At 57.8% G+C, this 14,759-nt stretch carries 16 protein-coding genes; 9 read left to right on the top strand and 7 right to left on the bottom strand.

The window, feature by feature from the left end:
* The first annotated feature begins 78 nt into the window (after positions 1-78).
* The 3 genes from ACRC4F_RS23515 to gfa all read left to right on the top strand — a co-directional run bounded on the left by ACRC4F_RS23515 (position 79) and on the right by gfa (position 2,056).
* Positions 79-753 carry an NADPH-dependent F420 reductase gene (locus tag ACRC4F_RS23515; protein ID WP_438661507.1) on the top strand — a complete coding sequence of 225 codons (675 nt, stop codon included), beginning with the start codon at positions 79-81 and terminating at the stop codon, positions 751-753.
* A 121-nt stretch (positions 754-874) separates the two neighbouring features.
* Positions 875-1,174 carry a hypothetical protein gene (locus tag ACRC4F_RS23510; protein ID WP_438661506.1) on the top strand — a complete coding sequence of 100 codons (300 nt, stop codon included), beginning with the start codon at positions 875-877 and terminating at the stop codon, positions 1,172-1,174.
* A gap of 303 nt (positions 1,175-1,477) precedes the next feature.
* Positions 1,478-2,056: an S-(hydroxymethyl)glutathione synthase gene (gene gfa / locus ACRC4F_RS23505; protein WP_438661505.1), complete on the top strand. Its 579-nt coding sequence runs from the start codon at positions 1,478-1,480 to the stop codon at positions 2,054-2,056.
* A 64-nt stretch (positions 2,057-2,120) separates the two neighbouring features.
* On the opposite strand, the gene ACRC4F_RS23500 is transcribed toward gfa, so the two are convergent.
* Positions 2,121-3,077 carry an AraC family transcriptional regulator gene (locus ACRC4F_RS23500; protein ID WP_438661504.1) on the bottom strand — a complete coding sequence of 319 codons (957 nt, stop codon included), beginning with the start codon at positions 3,075-3,077 and terminating at the stop codon, positions 2,121-2,123.
* 200 nt (positions 3,078-3,277) lie between these two features.
* Between ACRC4F_RS23500 and ACRC4F_RS23495 the strand changes: the two genes are divergently transcribed.
* Positions 3,278-4,231, top strand: coding sequence for a diiron oxygenase (locus ACRC4F_RS23495; protein ID WP_438661503.1), 954 nt, complete (start codon positions 3,278-3,280; stop codon positions 4,229-4,231).
* Positions 4,232-4,313: 82 nt separating this feature from the next.
* Positions 4,314-4,748 carry an MAPEG family protein gene (locus ACRC4F_RS23490; RefSeq protein WP_438661502.1) on the top strand — a complete coding sequence of 145 codons (435 nt, stop codon included), beginning with the start codon at positions 4,314-4,316 and terminating at the stop codon, positions 4,746-4,748.
* A gap of 13 nt (positions 4,749-4,761) precedes the next feature.
* Here the strand turns inward: ACRC4F_RS23490 and ACRC4F_RS23485 are convergent, their stop codons facing one another.
* A complete protein-coding gene (locus ACRC4F_RS23485; protein ID WP_438661501.1) occupies positions 4,762-5,688 on the bottom strand; it encodes a Gfo/Idh/MocA family protein in 927 nt (308 codons plus the stop codon).
* Positions 5,689-5,936: 248 nt separating this feature from the next.
* Here ACRC4F_RS23485 and ACRC4F_RS23480 point away from each other — a divergent pair, with 248 nt between their 5' ends.
* Positions 5,937-6,446 (top strand): YkgB family protein, encoded by a 510-nt coding sequence (locus ACRC4F_RS23480; protein WP_438661500.1) that lies wholly within the window; start codon positions 5,937-5,939, stop codon positions 6,444-6,446.
* Between the two features lie 46 nt (positions 6,447-6,492).
* On the opposite strand, the gene ACRC4F_RS23475 is transcribed toward ACRC4F_RS23480, so the two are convergent.
* From ACRC4F_RS23475 to ACRC4F_RS23460, 4 genes are all read right to left on the bottom strand, one after another.
* A complete protein-coding gene (locus ACRC4F_RS23475) occupies positions 6,493-7,338 on the bottom strand; it encodes an AraC family transcriptional regulator (protein WP_438661499.1) in 846 nt (281 codons plus the stop codon).
* Between the two features lie 279 nt (positions 7,339-7,617).
* Positions 7,618-9,291, bottom strand: a complete 1,674-nt coding sequence (locus ACRC4F_RS23470; protein ID WP_438661498.1) for a tetratricopeptide repeat protein — start codon at positions 9,289-9,291, stop codon at positions 7,618-7,620.
* A gap of 319 nt (positions 9,292-9,610) precedes the next feature.
* Positions 9,611-10,261, bottom strand: coding sequence for a DUF2931 family protein (locus ACRC4F_RS23465; RefSeq protein WP_438661497.1), 651 nt, complete (start codon positions 10,259-10,261; stop codon positions 9,611-9,613).
* Positions 10,261-11,811 carry a DUF2235 domain-containing protein gene (locus tag ACRC4F_RS23460; protein ID WP_438661552.1) on the bottom strand — a complete coding sequence of 517 codons (1,551 nt, stop codon included), beginning with the start codon at positions 11,809-11,811 and terminating at the stop codon, positions 10,261-10,263. The genes ACRC4F_RS23465 and ACRC4F_RS23460 overlap by 1 nt, the downstream gene beginning before the upstream one ends.
* A 218-nt stretch (positions 11,812-12,029) precedes the next feature.
* Here ACRC4F_RS23460 and ACRC4F_RS23455 point away from each other — a divergent pair, with 218 nt between their 5' ends.
* A complete protein-coding gene (locus ACRC4F_RS23455) occupies positions 12,030-12,392 on the top strand; it encodes a hypothetical protein (RefSeq protein ID WP_438661496.1) in 363 nt (120 codons plus the stop codon).
* Between the two features lie 199 nt (positions 12,393-12,591).
* Entirely contained in the window at positions 12,592-12,993 is a 402-nt protein-coding gene (locus ACRC4F_RS23450) for a RidA family protein (RefSeq protein ID WP_438661495.1), read from the top strand.
* Positions 12,994-12,996: 3 nt separating this feature from the next.
* On the opposite strand, the gene ACRC4F_RS23445 is transcribed toward ACRC4F_RS23450, so the two are convergent.
* Positions 12,997-13,902, bottom strand: coding sequence for a LysR substrate-binding domain-containing protein (locus tag ACRC4F_RS23445; RefSeq protein ID WP_438661494.1), 906 nt, complete (start codon positions 13,900-13,902; stop codon positions 12,997-12,999).
* A gap of 192 nt (positions 13,903-14,094) precedes the next feature.
* Between ACRC4F_RS23445 and ACRC4F_RS23440 the strand changes: the two genes are divergently transcribed.
* Positions 14,095-14,667, top strand: coding sequence for a chorismate mutase (locus tag ACRC4F_RS23440; protein ID WP_438661493.1), 573 nt, complete (start codon positions 14,095-14,097; stop codon positions 14,665-14,667).
* The last annotated feature ends 92 nt before the right edge of the window (positions 14,668-14,759 follow it).

Raw genomic sequence — 14,759 nt, 5'->3', positions numbered from 1 at the left:
CTGCCCACTGCCTTTCGTTTATGCGCAGCCTCTACTACGGTAATGACACGACCGCTTTCCAACCGAGGAGCGCAGCGCATGTCCAGAATCGTTTTTCTGATGATCGCCGGCCTGATCCTGTGCACCAGCCAGGCAATGGCCGATACCCTCAAGATCGGCGTGATCGGCGCCGGCAAGGTCGGCGGCACGCTGGGCACGCTGTGGGTTAAGGCTGGGCACTCGGTGATGTTTTCGTCACGCCACCCCGAGGAACTGAAGGGCCTGGTCAAGGCTGCCGGCCCCAACGCACAAGCGGGATCGGTCAGCGATGCCGCGGCCTGGGGCGATGTGATCGTGTTGAGTGTTCCCTACGGCGCAATGCCGGAGCTGTCCGAACAGCTGAAAGGCAAGCTGGACGGCAAAGTGCTGTTCAGCACCAGCAACCCCTTCAGCGGCCGCGATGGAGACATCGGACGCAAGGCGCTAGATCTGGGCGTCGCCTCGGCAGACCGGCAATATCTGCCCGGCGTGCACCTGGCGCGGGCGTTCAACGCCATTGGTTACGCGTCCATGAAAGACCTGTCTGGCAACGACAAGGCGATTCCCGTTTTCGCCGACGATGCGCAGGCCCGAGACCTCGGTGCCCGGCTGGTGCGCGACGCCGGATTCATACCGGTGCTGTTCCCGCTGGCGCGGGCCAATGAAGGTTTGCCGGGTGGCCCGCTCAGCGGCGTCTGGAGTGAGGCAGATCTCAAGCAAAGGCTGGGACGTTAGCGCGCAACACCGGAATACTGAAGCTCGCTGCATGTTGAAACCGACACAGCTCCGTGCCCCAACACCGTCTAATCTGAATAGAGCACGACCCAGAAACGCCTCCTGATACAGGGGAAACCGGATGACCGTTAAAACAGCACGCCAATGTCCGTCATGGCTCATCCCTTCCCTGCTCGCCATCAGCCTGGCGCCGATCGTGGGATGTTCTGGCAAAACGTCGACCACTCGCTATGCAACCGCAAGCACAGGCTCGGCCTGCTACGCAAAAGCGCTCCCTACCGCTGGCGAAGGCGGCCTGGCCTGGGGCAATACCTTGAGCATGGCGCGCAAAAAATCACTGGATAATTGCATCCGCTACGCCGGCCGGTCCGGCGGCACGCCGAACACCTGCCAGGTGGTGTTGGCGGAGTGCAGGAATTGAAACCTATGCAAATCCGAGGAACGACAGGATCACCACGACGACCACGACTAAACCGACGATGTAGATGATGTTGTTCATGAAACCCACCTCTCAACCAGAATTGGACTGCGGCACGAGGGCTTACACCTACACGGTAGTGCAGCTTTGCCTGCAATGCCATTGTGCAGGAGGCGATTGATCCCGACCGTTTCGCTTGCGCGCGGACTAGAGCCGAAAGTGTTGCTGCAAGGGATGGAGGGCCAAATTACACGTCGAATGGCGCGCTATTCTTACCTGGGGACACTCTGAAAAGGAGACGCCAGCTTGGCCACCTTGAAACTTCACCCTGCACTGGACAACGGTATCCAACCCGCCGCCGCGAATTTCACGGGTGGCACCCTGCAATGCCTGTGTGCGACCGACAAGGTCGAGGTCAGGATCGACGCACAGACCCTGCATAACCACGCATGCGGCTGCAGCAAATGCTGGAAACCGCAAGGTGCGACGTTCGCCGTCATCGCCGTGGTGCCTCGGGATAAGGTCAGCGTCACAGCCCACGGCGAAAAACTGGCGATTGTCGACGAAACCGCCACCATCCAGCGCCACGCCTGCAAGCAATGTCACGCCCATCTCTTCGGGCGCATCGAGAACAAGGACCATGCGTTTTATGGTCTGGACTTCGTCCACACCGAGCTCTCACCCCAAAGTGGATGGGCGGCGCCGGGTTTCGCGGCGTTCGTGTCCTCCATCATCGAAACCGGCACCCCGCCCGCGCAAATGAAGGCGATCCGTGAGCGCCTGCGCGAGATCGGCCTGGAACCCTACGACTGCCTGTCCCCGGACCTTATGGACGCCATGGCGACACATGTCGCCAAGCAGAAAGGCCTGCTCGCCGCCACCTGATTGACCGGCCGCCGCGGTTTCCTCGCCGGGCCGCGGCCCCGGTTCTGGCCTGGCACACTCCGATTCATGCCGATTGTCTGCGCCAGGTCCCAGGGGATGTGCCGAACTGACGTTTGAATGCACGACTGAACGCAGCTTCGGATTCGTAGCCAACCGCAAAGCCGATTTGCGCCACATTACCGCGACCTTCGCGCAGCTGTTGCGCCGCCACGTGCATGCGCCAGAGCGTCAGGTATTGCATCGGTGGCTGTCCGACCAATGCCGTGAATCGCTCTGCGAAAACCGAGCGCGACATGCTCACTTCCAGCGCCAGGGCCTCTGCCGTCCAGTCCCCGGCTGGTCGCGCATGGAGCAGCGCCAATGCACGGCCGATTTGCGGATCTCGCAAGCCCGCCAGCCACCCGCGCCGCTCAGCGGGAAGGCTCGCGACATACTGGCTGACGGCTTCGACGAACAGCAATTCGGACAGCTTGGCGATGATCGTTGCCGAGCCGACTCGCCCCGCTGCGATCTCACTCACTGCGAATCGGAATGAGCTTTCAATCCAGGCTCCCGAAGCCGTCGCGCGCACGTCCAGTTTCAATAGGGATGGCAGCGACGAAAGCAACGGACTGAAGGGCGTTTCAGAACCGAGGAATCCGCACAACAGTTGCGTGACCTCACCGCCCCCGCCGTACTTGATGCGTGAAAGGCTGCCCACTTCCGGCGGCTGGATAACTTCACGCGCAAACATGGGCGCAATGCTTAAGTCACTGCCAAACGTATGAATATCATTGTGAGGCAGCAGAATGAGTTCGCCTGCCCGCACATCGAGGGTGGCACCACCTTCGATACGTAACTGCATGGTTCCGGCGGCGACAAAATGCGACGCAATGACATGCCGAGGTGCCGCCAGAAACGGTTTGCAATCGTCTGCCGAGATTCTTCCGCTGACACACCAGGGCGCTGTGAACTCTGCCTCGAGGAAGACCCCTCCAGACAGCCGAATCACCCGCAAGACATCAGAAAGCGCATCCAGCAATTGCCAGCCCTCCTATCTCGGAGTCCGGAGCATGTAATCAGGCGCACTGGTCATTCTTCGCCTGAACGGCGAGGCCTAGATTAACACCAACGTGGACTCAGTGATCGAGACGTCCCCCAGACGCTACCCCAATAGTCATTGGCTCTGAGGTCCACCGTAATGGTCTATTCCGACTCGACAGCGCGAAGCAGGAGATCACTATGAATACCGTCGTCAACGTACCCGGCTCAGAGACGCGCAACGCCGCCCGTTATGCCCAACTTGTCAGATCATCGAAGAAAGCGGAATGGCAGATCGATCGCGATTTGCTACAGGACCGCCACTTCGACTTCTCGCGCAAATTCTTGCCCGACGGCCTGTCGAAGATCGACCGCCTGCCCTTTCTTGCCGCGCACGAGGCGCGCCTGCTCAGCCAGATTCAGGGCCGAACCTATGCGTATCTCTTTGGCCTGGTCGAGCGTTTCATCAGTGCCAAAATGCTCGATCAAGGTCGGGCCCATGTCTTTGACGATCAGCTCGCGCTCGAAGCGCTGGTGCGCTTTTCCAACGACGAGATCAAGCATCAGGAGCTGTTCCGGCGCATCGAGACAATGATGGGGACGCAATTGCCAGCGGGCTATCGTCAAGTCGCCGATCCAAACGAGGTGGCGCGCGCGGTATTGGCGGCCAGCACCTGGTCGGTGCTGGCGCTGACCTGTCATATCGAGCTGTTTGTGCAGACGCACTACGTGCAAAGCATCGCCCCGCGCGAGGAGTTGTGCCCACTGTTCAAGGATGTCTTCAAATTCCACTGGAAGGATGAAAGCCGCCACGTCGTACTCGATGAACTGGAGTGGGAAGCCGAGCACGCGAAACTCTCGCCTGCCGAGCGCGACCAGGCAGTGAACGATCTGATAGCGCTGGTGGGCGCCGTCGACGCCATCCTGCAGGCACAATCGGCAGCCGATGCCGATTACTTCATCCGAAATGTTTCACCTGGGTTCGGAGTCGATGAGACCGCGCAAATCAAAGCCTGCGTGCTGGGCGCGTACCGCTGGCAATACATTGTCTCGGGCGTGCAGCACCCGCACTTTGGCCGGTTGCTCGAGCGCATGACTACACCCGCACAGATGAACAGGATTCAGACCGCACTGGCACCCATCATGAGCCAATGATCGACAGGGACCGGCCGACCGCGCGTCGCGCCGGGCGGCTGTGGAATCACGTGTTCAAAATGATTTATCGAGGATGGCAGCCATGACGACGCCGATGTGGATGTTGCTTGGATTTGCGGCCTGGACATTGCTGCTGTTGATGGCAACCGTCGGGGTGTATCGCTGGGTCAGAATCCTGTTCTTGAATGTTCCGATTGCCTCTTTCCGAAGCGATCAGCCCGAAGGCGAGGACTGGTACCGACGCGCAACACGAGCGCACGCAAACTGTGTGGAAAACCTGCCTGTCTTTGGCGCCATCGTGGTCGTGATTTCGGTGCTTGGTGTCGATAGCCCGGCAGTGGGCTACTTGTCGACAGGCGTCCTGATCGCTCGTGTGTGCCAATCTCTGGTTCACGTAGGCCATGTGCAAACCGACGCTTTCGTGGCGGTCCGGTTTGCCTTCTTCAGCGTTCAGTTGGTGTGCTTTCTGACGCTTATTGTTATCGCCGCTTGTTACGGCGTAGAACATCTTGAATAGGGTGATCTGCGCCCTAATCGTAGAACGGCTCGACCGACACGCGACTGCCGACAAAAAAGCTGTCGGCAACCAGTCGCAGCGGCTGCAGGTCCAGCTCGCTGGTTTTGTCGCCAATCAGCTGTTGGAAATGTCGATACACCGCCGCGTACTCGCCCTCCGCCGATACGGCTTGGCGCACGCCGTCGATACTCAACAGTGCGCCCCCGTTGTCCAGGCGCAGGATGCCTTCGGTGCAGCGAATCTCGATGCTCCAGAGTTCATCGTGACCATGGTCGAAATCGAACTCCGCACGGACATCGAGCTGGCGTGCGTCGGACATTTTAATGGAAGCGGCAATAGGCGACTGGCAGTTGCTCGGGACTCGCAGTTCGGCAGACTCGACAAACAGCGGCAGCGCCAGCAGATGGGTTGCAATCGACAAGGCATTGATGCCGGGATCGAAGACACCCAGGCCGCCCGGTTGCCAGATCCACGCCTGGCCGGGGTGCCACTTGCGCACGTCTTCCTTCCAGTCGATCTGTACGCTTTGCAAGGTGCGGGTGGCCAGCCAGTCACGGGCGGCTTCGATGCCGGGCGCGTAGCGTGAATGCCAGGCGAACAAACCGCTGACGCCTTGCTCTCCCGCCAGGCTCACCAATGCCATCGCTTCACCCAGTGTGGCGCACGGCGGCTTTTCGACCAGCACGTGTTTGCCAGCGGCGAGCGCCTGTTGCACCAGAGCGAACCGTCCTTGCGGCGGCGTGCAAAACGCAATCGCATCGACGTGCGGGCCGTGTTCGAGCAGCTCGCCCAGGGACCGGAAGTTCTCGACCCCGGCGCAGGGCTGGCCTTGCGTGGCGACAGACACCAACTGGAACGCGGGGTTGGCGTTGATAGCGGGAACGTGTTGATCCTGGGCAATTTTGCCGTAGCCCACCAGACCGAGACGGATCGGTTGCATCAATGACTCCTGATTTTTTGTTTTATCTTGATACGCGAACCGGCAAGATTACGTCTGTGTAGCGGGGAAGTCATTGATGACGTGCTCGCGGCAGTCTGATCCAGATAGCCCGGCAGTGAGTCAAGACGATCTGCACCGTTCTCAATACGTTCAGAAGCCACGAGTGTGGGCTCACAGGCAACACTGTGTTCACTCCCAACGCATACAGCGCAGGGTTTCGAGTCCACACACTATTGGAAGCCTGAATCATGAATACCTTGAACACTGAGAACTACACAACGAACGGCGTCTCTGAAAAAATCTCGCTCGGGAGTAGAACCACGGCGATTGGCATCTACGGCGCTTACTTTGCTCTGGCGGTCATTTACTTCTGGTTCGGCGGCATGAAGTTTACGCACTATGAAGCCGAGGGCCTGGTTCCGCTGGTGAGCAACAGCCCTTTCCTGGGCTGGGTCTACAACATTTTCAGCGTCGATACGTTCTCCAGCCTGCTCGGCATCCTGGAAGTCTCGATCGGTGTTCTTATTGCCGGCCGCCTGCTGTCGCCGAAGCTGTCATTGATCGGTGGTGCGTTGTCCGCCGGATTGTTTTTCACCACCTTGAGCTTTATGTTTTCGACACCCGGCGTGATTGAGCCCGGCCTCGGCTTCCCGGCCATTTCGGTCGCGCCAGGACAGTTTCTCTTGAAAGACATCGGGTTGCTGGCTGTTTCCATCTTCGTGGCCGGCCATTCGCTGACTGCGCTGGAATCCCGTTAAAACGATTCTGAGTCCTCCAGGACTGGCCTGAAACAGTTCGATGTTTTCAGGCCATTTCCCCAGCACCCTCTCCTGCCGAATCCTTCATCCAGTCCCGGGGGCTGTAGCCCGTCTTGCGACGAAACGCGCGGGCAAGCGCCGAAGGGCTTTCATAACCGACCTCGGCGGCGATGAGTGTAATCGGCCGCCCTTCACGCAGACGCTTCTGCGCCAGGCTGATACGCCAACTCAATAGATAATCTGCCGGTGTCTGCCCTATTACGGTCCGAAAATGCACGGCATAGGCAGCGCGTGACATGTTCGACTCGCTGGCAAGCTCGGCAATCGACCAGGGACGATGAGGTGCGTTGTGTATCTGTACCAGCGAGCGCGCCAGTCGCGAATCGGCCAGCCCGGCCATCATCCCGGTACGCAATTGGTGGTGGTCGAGCAGATGCCGGAACAACAAGATGATCAGCAGTTCGAACAGGCGATCCAGCGCGGCTTCCCTGCCACAATGTCCGCCTGCCGCCTCAACGAACATCCATCTCAGCGTATCGGCCAGCAGCGGCAGTTCATCCAGGGACAGCACCAGCAAGTCGGGTAACGACGCCGACAACGGGTTATCGATACCGCCCTCAAACTCCATCGACGCACACAGCAGTTGAGCCCCTTCGGGTTCACCGGCGAACAGTTGATGGCGCCGTGGACGCGGCAAAAAAATCAGACTGGGCCGGGTCAGCAGCAAATCCTTGCGATCAAGCCCAAGCACCGTGACGGCACCTGCCTGGAGCAGGTGAATATGACCGCGCTGGTCAGCACCGTCGTAGGCCGCCATGCCGCAAAGCTTGCCATTGTAGAAAAGGTTGGCGCGCACCCCGAACTGTGACAACAAGGTAGACAGGCGATCCATGGCAGTCTCTCGGCGAGATGTAGGTACGCTGCAGCATATCACCGACGATTGGCGGCCCGATCGGGCTTGCTGATTTTGCGTTCACCCAACTGTTGTAGCAGCTGGCGAAGGCTCGGGCTGCGTTCGGACGTTCGGCTGCGTAGCAGTCGTGAAACCTGAGTTCGGGGTCTTCCTGACACACCTCATCGCCTGATTTCACGACTGCTGCGCAGCCGAACGCAGGCTCCGCCAGCTGCTACAGGTCGTGTTACGGCTTAACTCATCAGTATCTTTTGAGCTTCACTGGCAGCACCGCTCCCCAACCCGGCAAAAACACGATGCCGTGATTTCCACATCAGCCCGGGCCGTTGCCAGGTCAAGCCGAGTCCTGGCAGCCGCAGCTTCAGTGTCCCGCCCCAAGCGTTTCAGGCATTCCACATATCCGTGGAGGCTCCACACATTGTCCAGATGCCAGGACGCTCGGCTCAATGTGTTATCCAGTCCGAGATCCGCTTGATAGGCCTGCAAGGCTTCTTCCACCCGGCCCTGCTCCAGAAGCAGCGCGCCCAGTGCATGCCTGACCGGTTGCATCCAGCCCCAAGGCTCGTCATAGGGCAGGTTGTCGTCCAGTGACAACGCCTCGCGCAAGTGCGCAAACGCGCTGGCGTGGTTGCCTTTGCGGTACTCGATTTCCCCGCGCAGCATGGCGCCGGCGACCGCCAGTATGTCGAGGCAGGTGTTGTTGAAGATATAACGTGTTGGCGGCACTCGGCTCAGGGCATTGATGAAAAGTCCTTCCTCGGTTTCCGCGGCGGCGACATGCCCACAGGCCGCATGCGCCACGCCTCTGGCGTAATGCAGCATCGCGGTGGTCACGCAGTACAGTGCCTGGTCATTGGGCAGCGGTGTGGCGAGTATGTCCTGCCATTTGCCGAAGCGGATCTGCACATGGACCTTCATCGACACAAAGCCTTCCAGCCAGTCGGCCATGGGCGGCTGCTCCACGCGCAGCAGTTCTTCCTTGATGGTCGAGATCAGTTGATCAGCGGCCTCCAACGCTGGTTGGTACTGACCGAGGAACATCGCCGAATAGAGTTTGAAGTGGTAGTTGTGGCTTCGGTACAGGGTGTAGAAATTGATCGGGCCTTCCTGTTCCAGGTATTTGCTGTCGGCCTGGATCGCGCGGCTGTTGGTGACCATGGCCCCACGGTAATCGCCGCACAGCACGTCGATGTGCGACGGCATATGGCGCAAATGCCCGGCGTCCGGCACCAGGTCGCGCAGCACATCGCCGGCACGCAACGCCCGTTCTGGATAAGGCGACATTTCCATGGTGTGCACGTACATGTGCAACACACCCGGGTGCGGTGCATCGCCGTGTTGCTCCATGCGCCGCAACGCCTTTTCCAGCACGTCCACCGCCTCCAGTGTGTCGGCGCCCGGTGCCGGTGTTCCGGTTTTCAGGTCCCACAATTGCCAGGGCGTGCGGTCGATCAGCGCTTCGGCAAACAGCGCAACGACATCGGGATCATCAGGGAAGGTTTTGTAGACATCGCGCATCGACGCCGCGTAGTCGTCGTTCCAGGCGAAGAGTTGCTCAAGGCTGGCCGCTTCGTCGGCCTGATAGCGTGTGTCCAGCGCCCGGATCAACGCCTGCTCCACCGGCCTGGCGCCGTCGATATGCGCCAGCGCGGTGTGCGTCGCCAGCCGGGCGCGGGCTACGGCCTCTTTCAACTCCTGTTCGATGAAGGCATCCCAACGCTTGTTGTAGTTGGGACCGGAAGCGTAGGCGATGCCCCAGTAAGCCATCGCGCAACCGCTGTCATGTTCGATTGCCCTGTGGAAACAACGTATGGATTCGTCGTGGTTGTAGCCGTAGCACCAGATCAAACCGCGATCGAACCAGAGTTGAGTTTGGGGAGAATGGGTCGTTATCGGGCGGCTGTAGGAGCCCAGATCGTAATAGTCGTTCATCGGTTTATCCTCTCGATCAGAGCAATGAACTTCGCAGGAAATGCTTCCAGACGGAGATGGATGAAGCGGTCTTATTTCCTGGAGATCGTTGATAGCTGAGGAGTTAAAGCATAGCCCTGCGCTCCTGGTTGAGTGGTGCAGCCGACGACAGGTTTGTGCCGTCCAGACTTCTAGGGAACTGCATCAGGCATCCGGGAGTTGCTCACGCAGGAGCTCGATAAAGCGCTGAGTCTTCGCCGGCTACAGTCGCGTCTCGCTTAGGTCGTAAACCGGGATCGGCATTAGGCCTTGGAGGCGTCTTTTTTTTTGTGGGTTGGGTTTACCAACTACCGTAAGGAATGCCGTATTTTTCGATGTAGCGTTTGGAGTTCTCAGATTGCGGGTAGTAGTTACCGCCAGATTTACCAAGATGCGGCCCCAATGGCTCAATCTCTGCTTGGGCGCGAGCGACTTTGACTGCTTTCATGCATTTGTCCGAGACCCACACCTGAGCGATTCCGCCTGGAGCAAGACCGACATAAACCAGCGCGATAGTTCCGGCTGGTTCGTTGGACTCTGCTGGGCAAGGGGTATTTACCGCTGCACGCATGATTTCCCGAGCCTCCTCAGGCATATCGATCCAGACCCGGTAGGTTTTTGATTCGACAACTGACTGCCAGCGAACGTAAATACGTTTTGGCAAATCGGCGCCAACGACTTCTCGAATGCCCCCGGTTATTTGGCCCCATCCCCGAGCCGACTCCGTTCCGTCCTCTGGCTCGTTACCCGCAGCCGTCCCGCCGCCTGTGCGGCGGATTAATTTGCCGTTGATATCTTCGACCTGACTGTCCTCGACCCAAACCTTCATGTAATTTGGCTGGTTGAAGCTAAGGCTCCACCATTTTCTAGTGAGTTCGTTACTTGAGAGAGCATCTGAAGCTTGACACCCGGTTACCAACCACATGCCGAGTAATACAATCAGCGCACGCATCAAAACACTCTCCAGCTAGAATCCGGCACATGAGGGTGGTGCACACGTACACCACTTTCAGTTGGCGCGTTGGTGTAGCGTATGTTTACACCTCGCTCTCGACTTGCACCAACTGGATTGCTCCAGTTGGCAGACATGTGGATGTATTTAAGTCTCAACATCTTTTCTTCTTCAGCCGCTGGTTCGTAGTTTCCGGCAAGAACCCTATCGCAAAAAGGCTGTAGCTCAGAAGGAACGCTATAAGCAGGATCGTTTTCGTCGATCACATCAAACTGCACACCCTTCTCCTTCGCCAATTTATGCATCAAGTGCAGATACACCACCGACAGCTTGCCACTGACTGGACGCTTTAGTTGCAAACCTGCATACGCCCGTACCTGCTTGAAGCCCGGAATAATCTGCTCTGCCTTGGGCAAGAGGCTCGGTTTCGGCGTCACGATTTCCAACATCGCCTCTGGCCAACCGTTGGCGATCCACTTGGCTTTTTGCTGTTGGGCGTCACGATAAATGGAAGTGGTTCGAATGTCCGTTCCCTCTCGAATCGTGAGGGCTTGCATAGGGCTGACCAATACGCACTCCTCCACTTCCTCCCGATAACCTCCACCAATATCCGAATGCACGCCTGGAACGGATATTTCGGTGTGCGCAGGAATGACCGTACTTAAAGCGAAGTTGGCTCGAACTTCATCTCGTGCGGTCAGCTGGACGACATCGGTAAAGTACTTTCGATCAAGGTAGAGCTTGATCCCCGGCGCTACCGGGCTCTGGATGTTACCAATGTTCGTGACCCCCGCGACTGAAGGAACGGTATCGAACAAGCCGATAAACCCCATGACGATTTCACTGTTGTACTGGCCACCAAAGCTGGAGCTGAAGCTATTAGGTGCACTACGAAGCACTTCCCCCAATGGCCCTTGTTGACAACGCACGATTTCATTGGCGAAGTGACGGGCAGCGGCTGCACCTCGACTGAATCCAAAGGTGTCGAAAGTAAGCGATGTAATCTCACTGTCGGGGTTACGATCTGTTGCCTCCTTGATCAGTGTTTTCATGGCGATAAACGCTTTTTGTACCTTCCCCGCTACACCGGCATCACCTCGCCCGGTGGCCGCGGCCCCCATGCTGTCTTCAGCGCCTGCATCGGTTCCGATGCCATCGACATACAGACTGCGAAGTACGAGTTTGGCTGAGCCATCGCTGCCGGCTACTTCCGATGTCGGATAAAGCTCATAGAGTTTGAAGACATTACTGACATCATTCCCATAACTCCCTTCAGGATCCGCCATATAAGACTTACAACTCGCATCAACATCCGCTGGCTGAATTGGATGATGGGCGCCGCAAAGCAGCCCGGAAGCCGAGTTGCCGGCATTGTTCAGCGTGCCGTCAAAGAACACCCCAATGCGTAGCGCGACCCTGACTTTCTCTTTTGCAGGCGTCGGTGCCTTTCCGTGCTTTTCATATTCCGCCCAGCGTCGGGCATGGATGTCGACGGGTTTGGCTTCGTCATATCGGTAGTTTTTCGGGGGGTTGGGGACGTATCCACTCATTCCTTGATCACCTTGCTCCTTGGTACAGCGGGCGCTGAGGGTGACACCGTGGATCCAATCAAGCAACGCGTAGCAAGGTGCCATCACCCTGCGGAATTGAGCTTCGTCCATTCATTGCCGACGTCGATAGTCACCATCAACTCAATGAAGTTCTCATAAAAAATCCGCGGCGTAAGATCGGCTCCATACCAAACAACTACACCCCGGAGCACACAATCATGAAACGCCAAGTCCTTCTCAGCATCGCTTTCTCGGTTTTTGCAGTTAACGCTTTCGCCGCTTCTTCTGCTCACCCGGTTGTCGCTGAAGGCGGCTCGGATCGTCTGATTGAAAGCCGCGTCGCCGAGGGTGGTTCGGATCGATTGATTGAAAACCGAGTGGCTGAAGGTGGCTCCGACCGTCTGATTGAAAACCGCGTCGCCGAAGGTGGCTCTGACCGCCTGATCGAAAACCGCGTCGCTGAAGGTGGTTCCGACCGTCTGATTGAAAACCGCGTTGCCGAAGGTGGTTCCGACCGTCTGATTGAAAACCGCGTTGCCGAAGGTGGCTCTGACCGCCTGATCGAAAGCCGCGCTGCATAAATGAATGGTTTCATCGCAGCACTCAACGAAAAGCCCGGCCTTATCAGCCGGGCTTTTTCGTACACACCGTCTAATTCGACTATCCATGCACATGGACAGTCATGTCAGCTTTAACGGCTATTGATCCTCTATTCAGTCTATTAGCATCGTCAGCAGGTAGACGCTTTCCAACGAACATCGAACTGAACAGAGGTACACAATGAACAAGCCCGAATTTTTTGTTACGCCCGGTTATGGCGAAACCCTGCTCAATGCTTTGCACTACTCGCAAGCGGTAAGAATTGGCGATCGTGTGGAGACTTCAGGCCAGGGCGGCTGGGATAACGATCTGCAGATTCCCGACTCGATCGAGGACGAAATTGCTCAGGCGTTCAAAAATCTGGAACGAACCCTGGCGACGGCGGGTGCCAATTGGGAGCACGTCGTCCATGTGAACTCTTACCATGTCGGAGGTTTTCCTCCGATAGTCAACGAGACGATGGCCAGGCTCTATCGCCATTACATGCCCAACCACGCGCCCATCTGGACTCAACTCGGGGTCGCGGCGCTTGGTCTTCCAACGATGCGAATTGAAATCCGCGTTACCGCCGTTGTTCATTGAGTTTCAAGGAGCAGGCGACTCTTCCCGGAATGTCTGAATCACCCAATCGATAAAAACCTTCAGCCGGGCATTTTGATGTCGATTGGGTGGGTAGAGGATATGAAACTGCATCGCGGGTCGAGACCAGTCGTCCAATACAGCAACTAATTCGCCAGCATCCAGATAAGGCTGAACGATGCGCCTGAAGTGCTGCCCGATGCCCAGGCCCGCGAGCATCATTTCCTTTAGGCCATTGCCATCATTGGTCGAAAACTCGCAGTCGCCTATTTCGTGGCGATGAATGCCGCGCTCGAAAATCAAGGGTTCCGGTTTTCCTGTCGCGGCAAAAAAATAGCCTGCCTGAACATGGTTGGCCTGGAGATCGATGGGCGAAGAAGGCATACCCATGCGTTCGAGATAAGCGGGCGTTGCGCAGGTCACGTATTGAAGGTCGACGATCTTGCGACCGATCATCGTCATGTCATCCAGGTCGCCAGCGCGAATGACGCAATCCACGCCTTCGCCAACAATGTTGACAGGGCGGTCGCTGATGCCCAAAGCGATGGTGATCTCGGGATACTCGCGATGAAAACCAGGCAACGCGGGAATCAGCAGGCAATTGGCAAATGAGGCGGGTACATCGATCCTCAAGTGTCCGCCGGGCTTGAGCTTTTTGCCACGCGCGGCGTTGTCCACCGAGTCCAGTTCGGCGATCAGACGCATTGCATGGCTGTAGTATTCCAGCCCGTCCGAAGTGGCGGCGACCGCACGGGTGGTCCGGTGCATCAGCTTGATACCCAGGTGCTTTTCGAGGTCGGTTATCAACTTGCTGACCGTCGAACGTGGAAGCGCCAGTTGATCTGCAGCCCGACTGAAAGAGCCTGTTTCCACAACGCGTACAAATGCGCGCATCGCTAAAAGTTGATTCACTGTGGTCTACCCGCTTCATGATGAACCCGCAGCCTGACTGTCCATGAAGCTGCACAGTGATGACTGAAATCGGTATGTTTGTTCTGCATTTCAGTCTAACTCACCGTGCACTTCAGGCGCTGTATGCCTGGTGTCGATCTGTGATACACAACACCTGAGTATGTATGTCCTGAGTCTGATGAGGTTTTGTTTATGCCCCGCTTCCCACGCATCCCGCAGCTGATGACTTGCGCCCTGGTCGGTTTACTCGCTGGCGGCGTACAGGCGAGCACGCCCGCACCGGTGCCCGACAGTTTGCAGCCGCTGCTGGTGACGATGAACGAACGCCTGAACATTGCTGATCTCGTGGCGTTGACCAAGTGGGACAGTGGCAAATCGATCCAGGACAGTGCCCGTGAAGCGCAGGTCATCGCCAATGCCAGGAAGGTGGCCGTTGACCGCAAACTGGACCCGGAACCGGTCGCCGAGTTGATCGCCGCTCAGATTGAAGCCAACAAACTGGTGCAGTACGGGCTCCTCGCGCAATGGCGAGCGGCCGGCAAGGCGCCAGACACGCAGCGCCCGGATCTCGCCAGGCAGATCCGCCCGCAACTGGATGAGCTGCAAAACCGGCTGTTGCAGCAATACGCTGATTTCGCGCCCTATCGCAAGGACCCGAGCTGTCCGGACTGGCTGGGCGAGGCGCGCGCCGGCCTGATCAAGGATCAACTGCACGGTCAGGCATTGATACGCGCGACAGGGGAGCTATGTATCACTGAGCAGTAGCAGGGCAACTCGTTGCGTGCAGCCATTGACTGCGTCAATAGTCACCATTAACTCAATGAAGTTCTCTTAAAAACTCCGCGGCGTAAGATCGG

The organism is Pseudomonas sp. (assembly GCF_051660785.1).
In the GTDB taxonomy this organism is placed as follows: domain Bacteria; phylum Pseudomonadota; class Gammaproteobacteria; order Pseudomonadales; family Pseudomonadaceae; genus Aquipseudomonas.
The sequence above is the reverse complement of the archived record's forward strand: the minus strand, read 5'-3'. Positions and strand labels throughout refer to the sequence as shown.